The organism is Allotamlana fucoidanivorans (genome assembly GCF_006265225.1).
GTDB lineage: Bacteria > Bacteroidota > Bacteroidia > Flavobacteriales > Flavobacteriaceae > Allotamlana > Allotamlana fucoidanivorans.
In genome coordinates this window covers 27,743-46,699 of sequence record NZ_VDCS01000012.1, presented here as the reverse complement: position 1 = coordinate 46,699, position 18,957 = coordinate 27,743, and the positions used below count along the sequence as shown (strand labels likewise).

Genomic DNA, 18,957 nt, shown 5'->3' with positions numbered 1-18,957 from the left:
ATTGTTGTATCATTTAAAACAACTTCGATAAATATATCTAGCTTTTTATGATATATACAACGTATTTTTGTTTTAAAATTAATGTTTATTTTTTTATTTATTAAATACTAACAAACTATCTCATGTAAAAGATTTGTTTCTAATTGATTTTTTCGTTTAAAGACTATTTTTGAATGAATTTACTTCCTTTGAAACGTAACTATCTAACCTTAATCACTGAAATAGTATCAACAAAAACATATTAATTTCTCAGTTTTCCTGAAAACAACGACACTTTTGAATTAAAAGGGTTTCCAGAAGCGCGCCTAAGCATTACTATTTGTCCGCAGTGCCAAATTGCATCGGCTATAGGGCCGTTGATCATATTCCAAAAGGGCACTTCTGTATCTTCTAATTTTATAAGGCCTTTTGTATCAGTTAATGCCTCTGAAACCACTTTAAGGTTCATCAAAGTTTGTCTTCTTTTTTCCTCAAATTCAAACAATTCCTCTTTTTCTGTCATATCCTTATTATCACTTAAAACACTATTTCTAATGAACTTTGACAATTCATAAATATGATTGAGCACCTCTTCACTGGTTCTGCTCGACTCACTAGACTTATACGATAAATCTTTGCTAGTTAATCCTTCTGTAGCCCAATAGTATCTAAATCCTAAACCATCAATCATTCTTGCTGCCACTGTTCTTGATGTATACGTTTCTGGGTAATCTGGAATTTCGTGGTAAGGTAAGTTATCTATATTTTGCCCCATAGTTACTAAAGTAGTTAGTATACTAAATATCATTAAAATATGTTTCATCAGATTGTTTTGAAATCTTTTTCTTTAAATATACCTCAATGCCATTGAGAAAGCTCTGCCTAATTTTTAGTGCCCTTTATACCGTATTTATCAACCAAATAAACTAACGCTGCCATAGTTGCTGCTCCTAGTTCTAGTTCTCGTTTGTTCACCGTCTCAAAGGTATCATTACTGGCATGATGATAATCAAAATAGCGCTGATTATCTGTAAACAGTCCAGCAACAACGTTATGCTCTGATTTTAATGGTTTTACATCTGCTTCACTTTCATTTTTTTCAAAAGAATGCACAAGATAAGGCTCAAATAAACCCTGCCAACTTAACATTTGATTATAAGCCTGATCATTACAATCAAAATTAAATCCTCTAGGGCTGAATCCACCTGTATCACTTTCAATAGCAAACATATGGTTTTCATCGTTTTGTTTCACCGCTTCGGCATAGGTAGAAGCACCACGTAAACCGTTTTCCTGATTCATAAATAGCACCACCCGAATACTGTGCTTGGGCTTAATATCTAATTTCTTTAGTAAGTGTAAAACCTCCATGGCTTGTACCACACCTGCCCCATTATCATGAGCTCCGTCTCCTAAATCCCAAGAGTCCAGATGTGCCCCAACAATAATATATTTATTCGGATATTTGCTTCCTTTGATCTCCCCTATAACATTATAAGATTGAACCTCCTTAAGCTGTTTGCAACTCTGTTTAAAATAAAATTGAATGTTATTATTTAACTTTAACATGGTGCTGAGTAGCTCGGCATCATTAGTGCTAATGGCTGCAGCAGGAATTCGTTCGTTATCGGGTAACCCATTATAAGTCATACTACCTGTATGTGGTAAATCATGCATACGAAAAGTTAAGGAACGAACAATAATACCAACCGCCCCATATTTTGCGGCTTCGGTAGCCCCTTGTTCGCGCAAATGTACACATGCGTTGTAGGCCTCTATAGGATTTATATGTTCTGCAGGTAAAGGTTTGTTAAAAAAAACGATTTTACCATGCACGATTTCTTTGCCTAGCGCTTGAAGCTCTTCCATACTTTTTACTTCAACCACCTGAGCCTTAACACCTAAAGCAGGCGTGGCCACAGAACCTCCTAAAGCACAAATATTTACCGTGGTGGTTTTTCCAGACACCCCTTCAATAAAAGCATATTCTTTAGTTCCTCTTACCCAACGCGGTACCATAACGGGTTGAAGCCAAACCTTATCTAAACCTAATTGTTCAAATGTTTCTTTAGTATAGGTAACAGCTTTTGAGGCGCCTAAAGAACCCGATAACCTACTCCCTATCTGATTCGATAAATAATTTAACCATTCGTAACTATGACCATTTGTTAATGCTTGTGTATAAATGGTTTTTAAAACCGCTTCATCTGATTGCGCCTTCATGGGCAAAACACAAAGACATAGTATTAAGGTAAGTACTAACTTAATCCTATTCATAAATTATTTTTTTCGGCGGAAAGATAATATATCTTATCAATAGCCCGTAACATCTAACCCTAAATTTATGTTAAGACCGCAATGATAGTTTATGCCACATGAGCAAATCCTTTTTAGTTTACAAAAAACAAATAGGTTATATATTTACCGTTACTACTATTCATTTTTCAATTGCTGTTTATAACGTTCAATATGCGCTTTAATATCATCATCTAATTCAGGTTCCTTGATATTTGAATAGCTTTTAAGTGTATCATAGATGATTTTTGCCACGATATACCTAGCTGTTGGTTTATCATCGGCTGGAATAACAAACCAAGGAGCATGGGGCTGTGATGTTCTATTCAAAACATCTTCATAACAATCTTGATAATTGTCCCATAATTTTCGTTCTTTTAAATCACCTGCAGAAAATTTCCAGTTCTTTTCTTCTTTATTCAATCTTCGTAATAACCTATTCTTTTGCTCTTCTTTTGAGAGATTTAAAAAGAATTTAAAAATGAGGGTACCATTTTCAGCGATATGTTTTTCAAAATTATTTATCTGTTCAAAACGCTGATCCCAAAATGCCTCATTAACATCTTCAACCTTGTTAATGGTTGGAATATGCTCTCCTAAAATATATTCAGGATGTACGCGTGTTACTAATACATTCTCATAATGTGTTCTATTAAATACTCCAAATTTTCCACGGGCAGGAAGCGCTATATAATGACGCCATAAATAATCGTGTTTTAATTCTAATTCCGTTGGCACTTTAAAACTATGAACCACAACCCCTCGGACGTTAAAATCTTTAAAAACTTCACGAATCAAACTGTCTTTACCTGCGGTATCCATGCCTTGTAAACAGATTAAAACAGCGTACTTTCCATGAGCATATAGGGTGTCCTGAAGCTTTCCCAACTTTTTTCTTACTGATTTTAATTCCTTTTCCGCATCCTCAATAACCTCTCTTGTGTTTACTTTTTTTAAGGATATGTTTCCATTGATTTTATAGTGATCTATCTGCATTTTTATAATTAATTTATTGAAGGATTATTTTAAACCTATAAATATAGTAAATCCATAATTTCGATGAACGACAGCTATAAGTGCTACGATTTTAATACTTTCGCTCTACCTATTTATGTTTTTAACCCATAATCTATGAAAAACGTTTACTTTATTCTATTTTTTATAAGCATATATACTGTTAATGCTCAAAACAGTTGTGATAATGCCAATTCTTATTTAGTTAATGCCTACGCGCATGCAAAGGATTCCTACGAATCAAATAATATTAGCCATTTAAAATACTATGCCAATCGTTCTGTGGAAGCCTTCCAGCTTGCAAAAAAACAACTCAAAGATTGCCCGTGTAGTAAGGCTCTAGAATTTGCAAATAAAGCCATTGAGGCATTGCTTAAAGTGGAACAAGAGGAAACGTTTGAAGATGGTCGTTTTTTTGTAAAACGCGGTAGAGAATTTGCCAAACAAAGCGTCATTGAAATGGATCAATGTGCTTTTAACAACTATCAAGAAACGAGTACGCAAACAGTAGAAACTCCTAATAATACTAGCACTCAACTGAGTGACCTACAAAAAGAACAGCTTAAATTGCAACAGCAACAAGAGGCCTTAAAAAAACAAGAAGCTGAAATAAAATCAAAATTAGCCGCTCAAAAACTAGAAGCTGAAAGCTTAAAAAAGAAGCAAATTATTGCCTCGTATAAAAAAGTGATGTCTAACAACGTAAAGACCTATAATGAGTCATTATCTGTTTGTCATTGCCAACATAAAGCTTTTGAAAATACAACCATTTCTGAAGATTTATCATCAAAATCTATAGATGAAATTAAACACTATTTTACAGAAAATTTAAAAGCATTAGCGTCTGATTATATAGCTGAATTAAATCAGTGTAATTAAAAAACTTGTATAAAAAAGTCTCGAAATAAAAATTTCGAGACTTTTTTCTTATTTACTAGCAAACAGCTTCACATCTTCTTCGCTAACCTCTCTTCCGCCCAGAATAATTAAGCGCTCAACAACGTTTCTAAGCTCTCTAATATTACCTGTCCAATCATATTCCTGGAGCAACTTAAGCGCTTGATTAGAAAAGTCTTTTTGAGTTGTTCCTTGTTCATCAGCAATTTTCATAGAAAAATGTTTAACCAACATAGGAATATCATCACGTCTATCATTCAACGCAGGTACTTTTATTAAAATAACTGCCAGTCTGTGATACAAATCTTCTCTGAATTTCCCATCAGCAATTTCCTTTTTTAAATTTTTGTTGGTAGCAGCAATAACACGCACATCAACCTTAATATCTTTATCACTACCAACCCTTTGAATTTTATTCTCTTGCAAGGCTCTTAACACTTTGGCTTGCGCAGACAAGCTCATATCGCCTATTTCATCAAGAAAAATAGTACCACCGTTGGCCGCTTCAAACTTCCCTGCCCTGTCTTTATTTGCACTGGTAAACGCCCCTTTAACATGACCAAACAACTCACTTTCAATAAGTTCTGAAGGTATAGCCGCGCAATTCACTTCTATTAAATTACCTTTGGCTCTGGCACTTTTTTCATGCAACCAATGAGCCACCAATTCTTTTCCAGTACCATTGGGGCCAGTAATTAAAACCCTTGCATCAGTAGGAGCTACTTTATCTATAATTTCTTTGATTTGAACAATAGGTTTGCTCTCACCTATCATTTCGTATTTCTTGCTTACTTTTCTTTTCAAAATTTTGTTTTCAACAACAAGCTCTTTTCTATCTAAAGCATTCCTTACGGTATTTAACAACCTATTTAAATCTGGTGGTTTCGAAATATAGTCATAAGCCCCTAATCGCATGGTGTTTACGGCAGTATCTAAATCACCATGTCCAGAAATCATAACAATGGGCGTTTCAGGTTTTATTTTTTTAACCGCCTCAAGCACTTCTACGCCATCCATTTTTGGCATTTTAATATCACATAGGACAAGGTCATAGTCGTCATTTTTTATTTTTTCAACTCCTACTAAGCCGTCCACTGCTTCTTCAACCAAATAGGTATCATTTTCCTCTGAAAGAATCTTAACCAGCACGCGTCTAATAGCCGATTCATCCTCAATTACTAATATTTTTGACATACTTATTTAAATTTTAAATTTTATTCCAGTTCTTAAATAAAACGCATTGATATCGTTCAACTTAAAAACTTCTTTTCTGTTTTTATTTCTTAAAACATTATTGAGCCTAAAGGTATATCCAGAATACAAATAGGCTACCAAATGTTTTGTAAAGCAATATTCGTACCCAACTCCACCAACCACAACAGATAATGAAATATGATCTACATGCTGACCATTCACCATAGAGGGTTCTTGCAAATGTGCTAAATATCCATCTAAGCCTACAAAGGCCTGTAAATTATTATGTTCATTAATACTATACTTCACATTCGATTTTGGTATTCCTGCATTAAAACTCCACTTGTTATTAATTTCTCGATAATAACTTACAAAAGGCAACGGAAATGGCAGTCCAGTTGTAGCGTTATAAGTTAATCCAAGAATCAATCTGTAAGGGTGCCTTATGTTTTGATCCTTCAGCCTATCAGAAATAAAAAACAGACCTCCATTCATAAAATAATCATCTGAGTTCAACCTTTTTGTTAATGTAGAGGCTATTCTTGGATTAAAATTCATTCCTATTCTCCAACCTGAGCTTAATTTAAAAGTATACCCTAAATTGAAATCTATTATATGAATTCTGTGTAATCCAGACGTATCAAAAGGATAAGACTCATCTAAATGCAGTAGTATTCTATTATACTCACCGCCAACAACAAGGTAACCATCTTCGCTTATCCTTATGGGGTAATTGAGCGAGGCTTTAAGCCTAGTGTATCTATCTTCAGACCTACTTTTAGGTATGTAGGAATACTCCAAACGAGCTAAATCTGTTAATTGAGCATGAGAAAACTGAATAACAAAACACAAACTTATCCCAATAAATAATTTGATTTTGTTATTAATCATAAACTTTTCTTTGCGGCTTCTTTACTCTAATTTCTTAATAATATGAATATCGCGTTGCGGAAATGGAATACTAATATTATTTTCTCTGAATAATCTATCTATTTCAAAACGTAAATCACTTTTAGGAAATTGTGACTTGAAGCTATCATTTATGGTAAAAATAAGCTTAAAATCTAAAGAACTACTCCCAAAGTCCATAAAAATAACTGAGGGTTCAGGAGTACTTAATATATCTGGATGAGTACTCGCGGCTTGAATAAGTAGTTTTTTTACCAACTGAACATCACTACCATAGGCCACACCAACGCTTACAGACTCTCTGGTGAGTGTTCCATTTTGTGTCCAGTTAAATAACATGTTTTCGAGGTAGAGATGATTAGGAATGACCAACACTTTATTATCAATGGTTACTGCTCTGGTAGTGCGCAACTTTATCTCTTCAACACGACCAACTTTACCATCAATTTCGATAATATCTCCTACGTGAACAGACTGGTCAACAAGAATAAAAATACCCGATATAATATCTTGAAACAAGGTTTGTAAGGCTAAACCAATACCGATTAATAAGGCTGCTGAGGCTGCAAAAATGGCCGTGACATTAATACCTATAGAGTCAAAAACAACAAGTATAACTATTAAATAAATAAGCCACCTAGCAAATGAAAAAACAGTATTAAATTTAACCTTATCTTCATCTGGCATTTTTCGGGTTACCAATCGTTTTACCCATCTTAAAACATAGGTGGTTCCCATTAAAACAATGGCTACCAGTATCACATACTTTACCTTAAGTACAATGACATGGGCTTCATCTCCTACACCATAATTAAAATTAATAATCTTATACTCAAGAAACTCCACAAATTTTTCCCATAAAGAACTCTCTGTAATGACTTCGCTTACCTTTTCTACTCCTTCTTCTATTTTATCGGATGCCTTTTTCTCTTGCATTTCACTAAAATTTAATATTTAATCCACTTTGCCAGCTCTTTATAGCTTGGCTTTTTACCATACATTAAAATGCCCACTCTATAAATTTTTGCAGCAAACCATACGGTACACATAAATGAGCCTATTAAAAGTACTAAAGATAAAATTTGTTGCCAAATAGGAACTCCAAAAGGAATACGCATAAGCATAACTACTGGAGAGGTTAACGGTATAAACGAAAAAACTGTTGAAACCATACCGTGTGGATCTTCAATAACCGTAAATATTCCTATATAAACCGCCAAAATGAGCGGCATAATTATAGGCATCATAAATTGCTGGGTATCTGTTTCGTTATCAACAGCGGCGCCAATTGCTGCATATAATGAACTATATAATAAATAACCACCTATAAAAAACAAAATAAAAGCGATTATCAAGTTGGTTAATGGTAAATGGTAAAACGCATTAAAAATATTTTGAGCTTGCATATTCATTTCAGGATTTTCCATGGCTTGTTTCATCATTTCTTGTTGAGGCGTTTGTAATTGTACCATGTCAATCCCTAATACAAATGAAGTAATAGTCATTAAAATACTACCAACAATTAGCCAAACAACAAACTGAGTAATACCTGCTAACGATGTTCCTATTATTTTACCCAACATTAATTGTACAGGCTTTACCGACGAAATGATAACTTCAATAATTCTACTCGTTTTTTCTTCAATAACACTTCTCATAATCATATTACCATAAATGATGATAAACATAAAAAGCAAATACCCTGCGGCTCCACCAAAAATGAGTTTTATAATGCTATCCATTTTCGAGGTTTTTTCACCTTCAAAACTCTCCTGAGCTATGTCAATATTAACGCGTGATGCGTTAATTTTTTCAACATCTACTCCATTTTCTTCTAAATTAATATTTGTTAGTTTCTTCTCTATGTTGCTTTCTAAGGCTGAAATTAAATTTAAAGAAGGGGATTCTTCTGAATAAAAAGTCACTCGCGGTGTCTTTTCATTTACAATATAAACAACATGTAATAACCCTGTGGCTTCAGTTTCTTTTACTACCTTTTTGGCGTCTTCAAGAGACATGCCATGGAGAATATTGTAAGTGGTTTTATCTGAATTTTTAAAAACATCATGAATCATGCCTGTTTCATCTAAGATGGTTATAACTCTTATTTTATCACTATTTAATTGCGATAAATAGGCCACAAACGCTATTAAAGCGATAAATATAAGCGGACTTAAAAAAGTCATTATTATAAACGATTTATTTCTAACTTTAGTTAGATATTCTCGTTTTATAATGAGTGGTAAATGGTTCATTTAATTATTCTTAATGGTTTGAATAAAAATATCATTAACACTAGGTATCAACTCAACAAAATGTGACACCTCGCCTTTTGAGGTTAAAAACGTAAGCAGATCATTGGGTTTTTCACCGCTATGTAATTTAATATTGAATTTGAGCTCATTTTCTAAGGATTTAAAATCTGCCTTGGTTACACTAAACTTATCAGAAAGTTCCTTTGCTAACACAGTTTCATGGGTAGCTCTAATGCCTACTTCGTAAGTATTAGTTTTAAACTGACGTTTTACGTCAATAAGCTTGCCATCAAGTATTTTATTTGATTTATGAATTAAAGCAATTTCATCACAAAGTTCTTCTACCGATTCCATTCTGTGCGTTGAAAAAATAACGGTAGCGCCATTATCTCTTAAACGTAAAATTTCATCCTTAATTAAATTAGCATTTATTGGATCAAATCCTGAAAAAGGTTCATCAAAAATCAGCAATTTAGGTTGGTGCAAAACGGTTACTACAAACTGTATTTTTTGCGCCATTCCTTTTGATAGTTCTTGAATTTTCTTATTCCACCAATCACCTATTTCCAATCTGTCAAACCAATAATGCAAACGCTTTTTTGCTTCTACTTTACTCAACCCTTTTAATTGTGCTAAGTAAAGTGCTTGTTCGCCAACTTTCATTGATTTGTAGAGTCCGCGTTCCTCAGGTAAGTATCCAATATCTTGAATATGCTTTGCACATAACGGTTCTCCATCTAAACTTACATGACCACCATCTGGCATGGTAATTTGATTGACCACACGAATTAATGTGGTTTTACCAGCGCCATTGGGGCCTAACAGACCAAAAATACTTCCTTTAGGAACAGAAATTGAAACGTTATTTAGAGCTTTAAAATTTCCGAAATTCTTTGAAACTTTATCAACCTCCAATAAATTAGTCATAGATAATTTTTGTGTAAATATATTAAATGTTCAACCAGATTATTGACGCATTTTGATAAAATTCAGTCCCTGAACAACCAACCTTTAAGGGGCTATAAAACACCTAAAAAACAAAACCCACCCTCAATAAAATTAAGGATGGGAAAAAAATTGCTATGAAAAAGAAAAATTATCACTAATTAATTAGTGATGTCCAAATATAGTTTTTTTTTCAATACTAATAGCAAAACTATTAGATATCTTACTGTTTTTAAGCAAAAAAATCCGCTTTAAAAGCGGATTTAAAATAATTTAGTCCTTTCCTTACGAAAACATATCTTTAACTTTTTCAAAGAATGATTTATCTGAGCTTTCTGGTTTAGGTATAAAATGTTCATCATTTTGCATAGCCTCAAAAAACTCTTTCTGCTGTTTATTAAGTGTTTTAGGTGTCCATACATTCACATGAACCAAGAGATCTCCTTTACCGTAACCATTAATACTAGGAATACCTTTTCCACGTAAACGTAATATTTTACCAGATTGTACACCAGCTTCAACTTTAATACGCACTTTACCTGACACGGTATCAATTTCTTTTGAGGTTCCTAACACCGCCTCCGGAAAACTAACATATAAATCATAATGAAGATTATCACCTTCTCTTTGAAGTTTATCATGATCCGCTTCTTCTATAACCACAATTAAATCACCTGATATACCATTTCCAGGCGCTTCATTACCCTTTCCTGATACTTTCAATTGCATACCATCAACAACACCTGCTGGTATTTTTATAGATACAGTTTCTTCCGCTACCTTAAGTCCTTGTGCATCGGCATCACTTGGTTTTTTATCTATCATTTGCCCGGAACCACCACATACATTACAAGGAGCAGAGGTTTGCATTCTTCCTAAAATGGTGTTTGCTATACGAGTGACTTGCCCACTTCCATTACAGGTAGAGCACGTTTTATAAGTGGTGCCTGGTGCCTGAACTTTTCTCTTAACTTTAACCTTTTTTTCAACGCCGTTTGCTACTTCTTCAAGGGTTAATCTTACTCGAATTCTTAAGTTACTGCCCTTTGCCCGGCGTTGACCACCGCCACCAAACCCTGAAAAGCCTCCACCAAAACCGCCGCCAAAAATATCTCCAAACTGGCTAAATATGTCTTCCATATTCATACCGCCACCGCCAAAACCGCCACCGCCATTTTCAAAGGCTTGGTGACCAAATTGGTCATAACGTGCTTTTTTATTCTCGTCGCTTAAAACCTCATAGGCTTCAGCGGCCTCTTTAAATTTAGCCTCAGCCTCTTTATTATTTGGGTTTTTATCTGGATGAAATTCTATCGCTTTTTTTCGGTAAGCTTTCTTAATTTCAGCAGCACTTGCTCCTTTACTAACTCCTAATACCTCGTAATAATCTCTTTTCGCCATGTCTTTTCTTATTGTCCTATAACCACTTTTGGAAAACGAATAATTTTATCTCCTAACTTGTAGCCTTTTTCTACTGTATCAATAATTTTTCCTTTTAAATCATCACTCGGTGCTGGAATTTGAGTTATTGCTTCGTGTATATCGGCATCAAAAACATCGCCATTAGCAACTTCTATTGCTTTTAGGCCGTCTTTTTCTAAAGTGCTTACTAACTTTTGATAAATTAATAACACCCCTTTTCTTAATTCTTCGGCTTCTTTATCGTCTTCAATATGACTTAAAGCTCTCTCAAAATCATCAAGTATAGGCAATAAATTTTTCATTACTCCTTCACTCGCGGTTGCAAACAACTCTATGCGCTCTTTAGCTGTACGTCTTTTATAGTTTTCAAACTCGGCAAATAAGCGTAAAAACTTATCTTTTTCTTGTTTAAGATCTGCTTCTAATTTTTCTTCGGCTGTTTGTTCTTCAACTACAGGCTCTTCTACTTCAACAGCTTCATTTTGTGCACCGTCTACTTGCTCTTTTTCTATATCGTTCTTTTTATCTTCTTTACTCATGGTAAACTCATTTTTTTGCAATACTGAAATTAGTTGGCAAAAGTACTGCCATTATTATAAAAATGTCATAATGTCACGAAAATAATTTTAATTTTTTTTTAAGATATGATTGTATATTTTTATCCTAATAAACACTAAAAACAATTTAAATATGAAAAAAGCTTTTAATATAATAGTATGTGCACTACTTCTGGTTAGCACACTAACCGCTTGTAAAAACACATCAAAAGAACAAAACACCTCTGAAGACACCACGATTTCGCCCTCTAAAACGACATTAAATTCAGGTAACTACACGGCTAATACAGCTAGTTCAAAAATAAATTGGAAAGCATCAAAACCCACAGGAACTCATTTTGGTACCGTGTCATTAAAAAATGGTTCATTAACCGTTACAGATGGTATTATTTCAGCAGGTTCTTTTGAAATTGATATGACATCAATTGATATTCAAGACATGCCTAAAGAAGATAAAAATCATGCAAAATTGCTTAATCATTTAAAAAGTGATGATTTCTTTAGTGTAGACACTTATTCAACAGCGACTTTTAATGTATTAAATACCGTAGAAAAAGATGGCGCTACTGTCATCTCTGGGAACCTAACTATTAAGAACATTGCAAATACCATTGAATTTCCTGTGACTATCACTCAAGATAATAGTACCTTAACATTATCTAGTGCAACTTTTACAATTGACCGCACAAAATGGGACATCAAATATAAGTCTAAATCAATATTTGGCGATTTAGGGGATAAATTCATCAATGATGAAATTGAATTGAACATCATCATTGCTTTAGAAAAATAATATAACACACATGCATATCAGGAAAACCACTCTACGATTAGGGTGGTTTTGCATTTGTTTAAGATTGTATTTCTTTTTTTTCTACTACTTTAGTTTTTAGAGATACTTTTTAAATTCTAACATTTCAATTATGATAAATCAAGATCTTCTAATTACATTCATAGCCATACTTGCTGGATTAGGTCTTACAGATTTAATTCATAGTTTTCATAGACTTTTAAGAAAACGCCATACAATTTCATGGCATTGGTTACCACTAGCACATACATTTATGAGTTTTCAGGCCATGATTATTATTTGGTATAATATTCAAGCGGAGCTCAATTCGCCTCTCATTGCCACAAGCCTAGGCTTTTTTATATGGCTGGTCCCCATTATTTTAATCCTCTTAGTTATGCTTACCGTTTTGCCAGACCGAGAGCCTGATGATGGCTTTAATCTGTTAGAATGGTATTTTGGACAACGAAAATATTATTTCACACTCCTCACACTATTCGTTTTTTCGTACACCCTTAACCGATTTATTATGTACGAACATAAATACGCTTGGATGTTACCCCTTATACTCTCTGTATTTTATATTATACTAATATTCACAAAAAAATACTGGGTTCATGTGGTTTTCACTATTTTTTTGTTAGCCTTTTTTGTATTGAATTATTTTTTGCAAGGTATAGGTTATGTTTAAACAATCTTTATGCGAGTAAATCTTTAAGAGCTGATTCTAAATAATTGAATTTGAAATTAAAACCTTTATTTTGAAGTTTTTTAGAACTCACTCTTTGACTTTCAAACAATATGATGTGCATCTCTCCTAGAATCATTTTCATTAAAATTTCAGGAATATTGGGCAAGATTAAAGGTTTTCTTAACACCTGTGCTGTTGTTTTTATAAGGTCTTTATTGGTTACAGGATTTGGTGCTACGCCATTAAAAACCCCCTGTAATCTGTATTTTAACACAAAAATAAATAAGTTTGACAAATCTTGTATATGAATCCAAGATTGCCATTGTTTTCCGCTACCAAAAGCCGCTCCAAAACCATACTTTATAGGTTTGACTATTTCTTGCAAAGCACCTCCATTTTCAGCTAAAACCAATCCTATTCTAATCTTAGCAACTTCAATTCCTAATTTTGAAAATCCATCTACAGATTGCTCCCAAACAGTCACAACCTTACCTAAAAATGAATCATTTATAGCTTTATTCCCTTCATCATAATAATTAATAAGGGAATGAGGGTACACCCCAATGGCACTAGCTGAAATAACCTGTTTTATGCCATGAGATTCTCCTTTTAAGGCATTGATCAATAAGGCCGTTGATGTGGTTCTGCTTTCAATAATTTCTTTTTTATATTTTGAAGTCCATCGTTTTGAAATTGAAGCCCCAGTAAGATGTATAATAGTACTTACGTCTTCAAAACATGTTGTGTCAATCTCTTGCGTTTTTAGATTCCAATAAAATCCTCTATAATCATTTTTATATTCAATTTTGGACTTACTGGTGGTAAGATAATTAACCTGAATATTGTTTTTATGACAAAGCCCAACTATCCTTGACCCTATTAAACCTGTGGCTCCTGTTATTAAAACGCGCATATTTTTCTTTTAAAAATACAAAATGCCAACCCTTACAGCTACAGTTTTATATAAGGTTTAACAGAATAACGCTTTTTTTCAAGAAAGTATAGTAAGTCATTTATTACTTCTTGGCACGAAGCATTTCTCTTTTACCTGGAGGACCGGGTAGTTTTTCAACAGCAAACCCCACGTTAATCATAGCTCTTCTTACGCTTCCTTTAGCCGAATACGTGACTAAAACACCGCCTGGTTTCAACGCTTCATACATAATTTTAAACATAGACTCCGTCCATAATTCGGGTTGTACGCGCGCTCCAAAGGCGTCAAAATAAATAAGATTAAAAGCTGATTTATTTTGAATCTCCTTAAAAAACTTTTTTTCTTTCTTAAGAGTAAAATAAGGTGACATTTGGTGGTGGTGTTCCCATGGTATTTCATGTATCTCCTTAAAAACATTTGACACTTCCAATTCACTTGATAAGTGATTACTGTAATTCAGTAAACTAACTTCGTCAATAGAAACAGGAAAAGCTTCTACTCCAGTATAATCAATATATACCTGATGCTTATGGCTTTCTAAAAAAGTAATTAAAGCATTTAAGCCCGTACCAAATCCAATTTCAAGAATAGCAACTGTTTGGTCATTTTTATGTCCTATTAATTGTGGTTGCTTGTAATAATGAAACCCATGCTTTATAAACACATGATAGGCTTCTTGTATAGCACCATGCTTAGAATGATATTGTTCATTCCAATCTGGTAAATGGATAGTTGAAGATCCATCAGATGTTATAATAATTTCACGTTTCAAAATATAAAAGCTCTTTTTTATAATAGAAACAAAGCTCTATTTGTAACAACATACAAAATCTTTCTTGGGTAGAATACTATTAGTGATTTCTTTTCTTGATTAACAAGAATAAACTAAAAGACTCATTAAGACAAGTATTAAACACTATCTTATTTTAAAAAAACATAAATAAAAATCATAATCAGTAAATATAGTTTTTTTAAAGTCGATTTTACTTAAATTTGTATGATAAAATCACAGGACTATGAGTGCTATAATCAATGATATTGAGATTATAAAAGCAAAAGCTACAAAGATTAATGATGTAGATTTTGATAATTTAAAATTTGGCCATGTGTTTTCAGACCACATGCTTGAGTGTAACTATAAAAACGGTAATTGGGAAAAACCAAAAGTGGTTCCTTACCAACCCATAACTTTAGATCCGTCTGCAAAAATTTTTCATTACGGTCAATCCGTCTTTGAAGGTATGAAAGCCTATAAAGATACCGAAGGGAAAGTATGGCTCTTTAGACCTTTAGATAATTATAAACGCTTAAACATTTCGGCAAAACGATTAGCCATTCCTGAATTACCTGAAGATTATTTTATGGAAGGACTAAAAGCCTTGCTAGAAGTTGACGAAGATTGGATTCCTCAAAACGAAGGGAGTTCACTATACATAAGACCATTTATTTTTGCTTCAGGAAATGGTTTCCATGCCTCACCTGCAGATGCGTATAAATTTATTATTTGTACAGCGCCTTCAGGTGCTTATTTTGCTGGTGAAGTAAAAGTTTTAATTGAGGAAAAATATTCTCGCTCTGCAAATGGTGGCGTTGGTTATGCTAAAGCTGGAGGGAATTATGCAGGACAATTTTACCCAACACAACTGGCCGTAGAAAAAGGATACCAACAAGTTATTTGGACCGATGATAACACGCACGAGTATATTGAAGAAGCTGGTGCTATGAATATATTTGTTCGTATTAATGACACGCTAATAACAGGTCCTACAAGTGATAGAATCTTGGACGGTATAACCCGTAAAAGTATTATTGAGCTGGCAAAATCTGAATATATTCCCGTTGAAGTAAGAAAAATTACAGTAACCGAAGTAGTTGAAGCTGCTAAGAATGGCTCCTTAAAAGAAATGTTTGGCGCTGGTACAGCTGCTGTCATTTCTCCTATATCTGGATTTGGATATAAGGAGGTTGATTATGATTTACCAAAATTAGATAACACCTATGCGAGTTTCTTAAAAAAATGCATTACCGATATTCAAACCAATAAAACGGATGATCCTTTTGGGTGGAGATATAGTGTAAAATAAAAAGAGAGCCGAAAGGCTCTTTTTTTATTTGTCTAATATAGATTCAATATTGGGTTTAAAGTAATTTGGTCCTTTTAACACCTTACCATCTTCACGATAAATGGGCTTTCCGTCTGCCCCAAGTTTACTCATATTACTACGCTGAATTTCATCAAAAACTTCTTCTATTTTATACTGCAACCCATGCTCAATAATGGTACCGCATAAAATATACAACATATCGCCTAGGGCATCGGCCACTTCAACCAAATCGTTATTATTTGCTGCGTCTAAATACTCTTCATTCTCCTCACGCATCAATTTATAACGCAACATATTTTTTTCTAACCCTAAATTGGCTTTAGGAGATTCTCTATGCCCTATTTTAAAAGCCGTATGAAACGCTTTTACTGCCTCTATTTTATTTTTCATAAATGGTATTTATAACAAATCCGAAGACCCGATTTTAATGATTATTAGTTAAATTTGCCTAAAAATAAGTATATGTTCAGTAAAGGTCAAATCATTTTTGGAGTTTTATTTTTTGTGGTATTTTCTGTAATTATTGCGTACACATACCGTAAAGATTTAAAACTTCATAAAAAATTCTACAAAGGAAGCATATGGATGCTTTTGGCCTTTATTGGTTTTATTCTTTTAATTTCTGCAATAAAGTTTTTCTTTAAGTAGCTCTTTATTTTTTATTTTAAAAAATAACGTCTTATCTAACGCAACCTTTTTCTGTTAGTTGCATCTTTAAAATAGCTATGTTTAATCAAAACAAACTAACATGAAGATTCTACTTATCTTAAGTGCCCTGACTGTTGTAAATTTAATTCTTTTAGTTTTTAGTGTAAACAAAAAAACAGAACCTTGATTTAAGATTCTGCTTTCTTTTCACTATAACAAACTCAACTAATTTACCTCTGGTAAAAAACTGTAGTCTTCACTATACGTTAACATTTGTCCTGAAAATGTTTCTGGTTGATTTACTTTCACATCTATAATTTCACCTGCTTCATTTTTCTCTGGAATTAATACAGGATTAACAAACCCGCTATATGGTGCCGATGTAAACTGCTTGTTACGTTCTAAAACTTCTGCATGTAGTGCTTGATCTACTTTAACACCATAGCCTTCTACTAAAGCTTGAACAGCCTCAAAATCACCTTCTGATTTTATGCGTTGTGCTTCGCGAAGCAATTCCCCAAAAAGTTCACGCAGTTTATCATAATTCTTTATATCAAAATATGTTTTTCCATCTCTTGTCACTTTCTCAATAACCTTATCGGCCTTGCCTTTTTCAAACACCCAAGCAGAAACCCATTGTCTGTTTCTCATGTGAGCCTCTTCTACATCATCCCCCAAGTTTAATCGAATGAGTTGCGTCATCAGTCCATTTCTTATATACCCATCGTAAGCTGCTTTTCCAACAGATTTCCAATCGTCAACCAGGCCTAATTCTTGTAACTTAGAATTATATAAATAATACAACCCTACTAAATCAGCGCGTCCTTCTTCTAAAGTAGACTTATAATTTTTTAAAGTTTCTTTTGTCTCGGCCACACCTGGGTTTAGTTGCCCTGACGCATGACCTATAACCTCATGTAAAGCTGTATGCAATTTATCAGCCAATTGACCATACTTTTCCTCTAGCTGATATTCTTCATCATCATGAACAAACTCTTTTAATCTACCTGTGCTTCCTGCATTATTATAGGCATGAATTATATTTCCTAAAGACACCGATTTACTTCCCACGGCAGCACGAATCCAATTGGCATTTGGCAGATTTACACCTATTGGCGTACTTGGAGAAGCATCCCCTGATTCTCCCGCCACATTTACAACTTTGTATGTAACCCCTACCACATTTTTCTTTTTATGTGCTTCCATTAAAGTAGAGTTGTCTTCAAACCATTGCGCATTATCAGATAGCACTTTCATTTTTTGAGACATATCAAAATCGTTAATTTGAATGATACTTTCATAAGATCCGCGGTAACCTAGTGGATCATTATACACCTCAATAAAACTATTGATGTAGTCAATATTTCCCTCAGTTGCCTTAGTCCAAGCTATGTTATAATCATCCCAAGTTTGCAAATTGCCTGTTTTATAATAGTCAATCAACAAACCTAAAGCATTGGCTTGTGGTTCATTTTCTGCTACACTTTTAGCCAGCTCCAACCATTTAATGATTTCATCAATCGCAGAACCGTACAGTCCTCCTGACTTATACACGCGTTCTTTCAAAACCCCATTCTCTTTTACCAATTGAGAGTTTAAACCAAAGGACAGTGGTTTATTTGCATCTGGTGATATTTTGGTTTTATAAAAATGTTCTACATCTGAATTTGTTACGTTACTACCATAAAAATTAACGGCCGAAAGCGCCACATTATCAACACCTTTAGCTTGATTTACTTTTTTAACATCTTTATCGTTAAAAATAACATCAAACGGTTCTCCTGTTAATGTTGTGCTGGTTTGAGTCAACAGTTCATTCAAGTACTCAGGTGAAAATCCAGGCTTAAGCTTATCATTTGAGTAATGATGATGAATACCATTACTAAACCAAACACGTTTCAAATACGCCTCAAAAGCGTTCCATTCATTTGAATTTTTATCGCCATTATAATGCTTATAGACGTTTTCAAGAGCATTTCTAATCTTTAGATTGTGCCTATAATTTTGATCCCAAATAATATCTCTACCAGACAGTCCTGCCTGGGTTAAATAGTACACCAGTTTTTTCTCTTTTAATGATAATTTTTCAAAACCTGGAATTTGATATCTTAAAACCTTAACGTCGGCAAATTGCTCAACATTATAATCAAAAGAAACCTCTTCTTTTACAGAAACCTCATTATTGTTTGTTTTATTTTTTTCATTACCACATGATGTAATGATTGCCCCAACGAGCATCACATTTAGAATAAAGTTTAGTCGCATATTGAAAATAAAAAATTAATCACTTATAAAAATTAAACAAAAACCTTTGTTTATACT

The 18,957-nt window shown here is 33.5% G+C and carries 18 protein-coding genes; 4 read left to right on the top strand and 14 right to left on the bottom strand.

The genetic code is table 11. From position 1 onward, the window contains the following. Nucleotides 1-241: 241 nt before the first annotated feature. From FGF67_RS12905 to FGF67_RS12895, 3 genes are all read right to left on the bottom strand, one after another. Nucleotides 242-802 (bottom strand): hypothetical protein, encoded by a 561-nt coding sequence (locus tag FGF67_RS12905; RefSeq protein ID WP_139698175.1) that lies wholly within the window; start codon nt 800-802, stop codon nt 242-244. A 59-nt stretch (nt 803-861) separates the two neighbouring features. Further along, complete coding sequence (locus FGF67_RS12900; RefSeq protein WP_139698174.1) at nt 862-2,256, bottom strand: M28 family peptidase; 1,395 nt, start codon at nt 2,254-2,256, stop codon at nt 862-864. Nucleotides 2,257-2,412: 156 nt separating this feature from the next. Beyond that, nucleotides 2,413-3,270 (bottom strand): PPK2 family polyphosphate kinase, encoded by an 858-nt coding sequence (locus FGF67_RS12895; RefSeq protein WP_139698173.1) that lies wholly within the window; start codon nt 3,268-3,270, stop codon nt 2,413-2,415. Between the two features lie 135 nt (nt 3,271-3,405). Between FGF67_RS12895 and FGF67_RS12890 the strand changes: the two genes are divergently transcribed. Next, complete coding sequence (locus FGF67_RS12890; protein ID WP_139698172.1) at nt 3,406-4,167, top strand: hypothetical protein; 762 nt, start codon at nt 3,406-3,408, stop codon at nt 4,165-4,167. A 48-nt stretch (nt 4,168-4,215) separates the two neighbouring features. Here FGF67_RS12890 and FGF67_RS12885 read toward each other — a convergent pair whose 3' ends face one another. The 7 genes from FGF67_RS12885 to FGF67_RS12855 form a co-directional block, all read right to left on the bottom strand. After that, a complete protein-coding gene (locus FGF67_RS12885; protein WP_139698171.1) occupies nt 4,216-5,379 on the bottom strand; it encodes a sigma-54-dependent transcriptional regulator in 1,164 nt (387 codons plus the stop codon). 6 nt (nt 5,380-5,385) lie between these two features. Then, complete coding sequence (locus tag FGF67_RS12880; RefSeq protein WP_139698170.1) at nt 5,386-6,270, bottom strand: DUF6268 family outer membrane beta-barrel protein; 885 nt, start codon at nt 6,268-6,270, stop codon at nt 5,386-5,388. Nucleotides 6,271-6,291: 21 nt separating this feature from the next. Beyond that, nucleotides 6,292-7,224 (bottom strand): mechanosensitive ion channel family protein, encoded by a 933-nt coding sequence (locus tag FGF67_RS12875; protein ID WP_139698169.1) that lies wholly within the window; start codon nt 7,222-7,224, stop codon nt 6,292-6,294. An 11-nt stretch (nt 7,225-7,235) separates the two neighbouring features. Further along, complete coding sequence (locus FGF67_RS12870) at nt 7,236-8,543, bottom strand: ABC transporter permease (protein WP_139698168.1); 1,308 nt, start codon at nt 8,541-8,543, stop codon at nt 7,236-7,238. Beyond that, nucleotides 8,544-9,470: an ABC transporter ATP-binding protein gene (locus FGF67_RS12865; RefSeq protein ID WP_139698167.1), complete on the bottom strand. Its 927-nt coding sequence runs from the start codon at nt 9,468-9,470 to the stop codon at nt 8,544-8,546. Nucleotides 9,471-9,773: 303 nt separating this feature from the next. Then, nucleotides 9,774-10,889, bottom strand: coding sequence for a molecular chaperone DnaJ (gene dnaJ, locus FGF67_RS12860; RefSeq protein ID WP_139698166.1), 1,116 nt, complete (start codon nt 10,887-10,889; stop codon nt 9,774-9,776). 8 nt (nt 10,890-10,897) lie between these two features. After that, a complete protein-coding gene (locus FGF67_RS12855; RefSeq protein WP_139698165.1) occupies nt 10,898-11,449 on the bottom strand; it encodes a nucleotide exchange factor GrpE in 552 nt (183 codons plus the stop codon). 151 nt (nt 11,450-11,600) lie between these two features. On the opposite strand from FGF67_RS12855, the gene FGF67_RS12850 reads away from it, so the two are divergent. Beyond that, nucleotides 11,601-12,260 carry a YceI family protein gene (locus FGF67_RS12850; RefSeq protein WP_139698164.1) on the top strand — a complete coding sequence of 220 codons (660 nt, stop codon included), beginning with the start codon at nt 11,601-11,603 and terminating at the stop codon, nt 12,258-12,260. 130 nt (nt 12,261-12,390) lie between these two features. Then, nucleotides 12,391-12,948, top strand: a complete 558-nt coding sequence (locus tag FGF67_RS12845) for a hypothetical protein (RefSeq protein WP_139698163.1) — start codon at nt 12,391-12,393, stop codon at nt 12,946-12,948. 7 nt (nt 12,949-12,955) lie between these two features. Here the strand turns inward: FGF67_RS12845 and FGF67_RS12840 are convergent, their stop codons facing one another. After that, nucleotides 12,956-13,861: a TIGR01777 family oxidoreductase gene (locus FGF67_RS12840; protein WP_139698162.1), complete on the bottom strand. Its 906-nt coding sequence runs from the start codon at nt 13,859-13,861 to the stop codon at nt 12,956-12,958. Between the two features lie 103 nt (nt 13,862-13,964). Continuing rightward, nucleotides 13,965-14,654, bottom strand: coding sequence for a tRNA (5-methylaminomethyl-2-thiouridine)(34)-methyltransferase MnmD (gene mnmD / locus FGF67_RS12835; protein ID WP_139698161.1), 690 nt, complete (start codon nt 14,652-14,654; stop codon nt 13,965-13,967). A gap of 244 nt (nt 14,655-14,898) precedes the next feature. Here mnmD and FGF67_RS12830 point away from each other — a divergent pair, with 244 nt between their 5' ends. Then, nucleotides 14,899-15,966, top strand: a complete 1,068-nt coding sequence (locus FGF67_RS12830; RefSeq protein ID WP_139698160.1) for a branched-chain amino acid aminotransferase — start codon at nt 14,899-14,901, stop codon at nt 15,964-15,966. A 24-nt stretch (nt 15,967-15,990) separates the two neighbouring features. Here FGF67_RS12830 and FGF67_RS12825 read toward each other — a convergent pair whose 3' ends face one another. Beyond that, nucleotides 15,991-16,377, bottom strand: a complete 387-nt coding sequence (locus tag FGF67_RS12825; protein WP_139698159.1) for a pyrophosphohydrolase domain-containing protein — start codon at nt 16,375-16,377, stop codon at nt 15,991-15,993. Nucleotides 16,378-16,860: 483 nt separating this feature from the next. After that, nucleotides 16,861-18,900: a dipeptidyl-peptidase 3 family protein gene (locus FGF67_RS12815; protein WP_139698157.1), complete on the bottom strand. Its 2,040-nt coding sequence runs from the start codon at nt 18,898-18,900 to the stop codon at nt 16,861-16,863. Between the last annotated feature and the right edge of the window lie 57 nt (nt 18,901-18,957).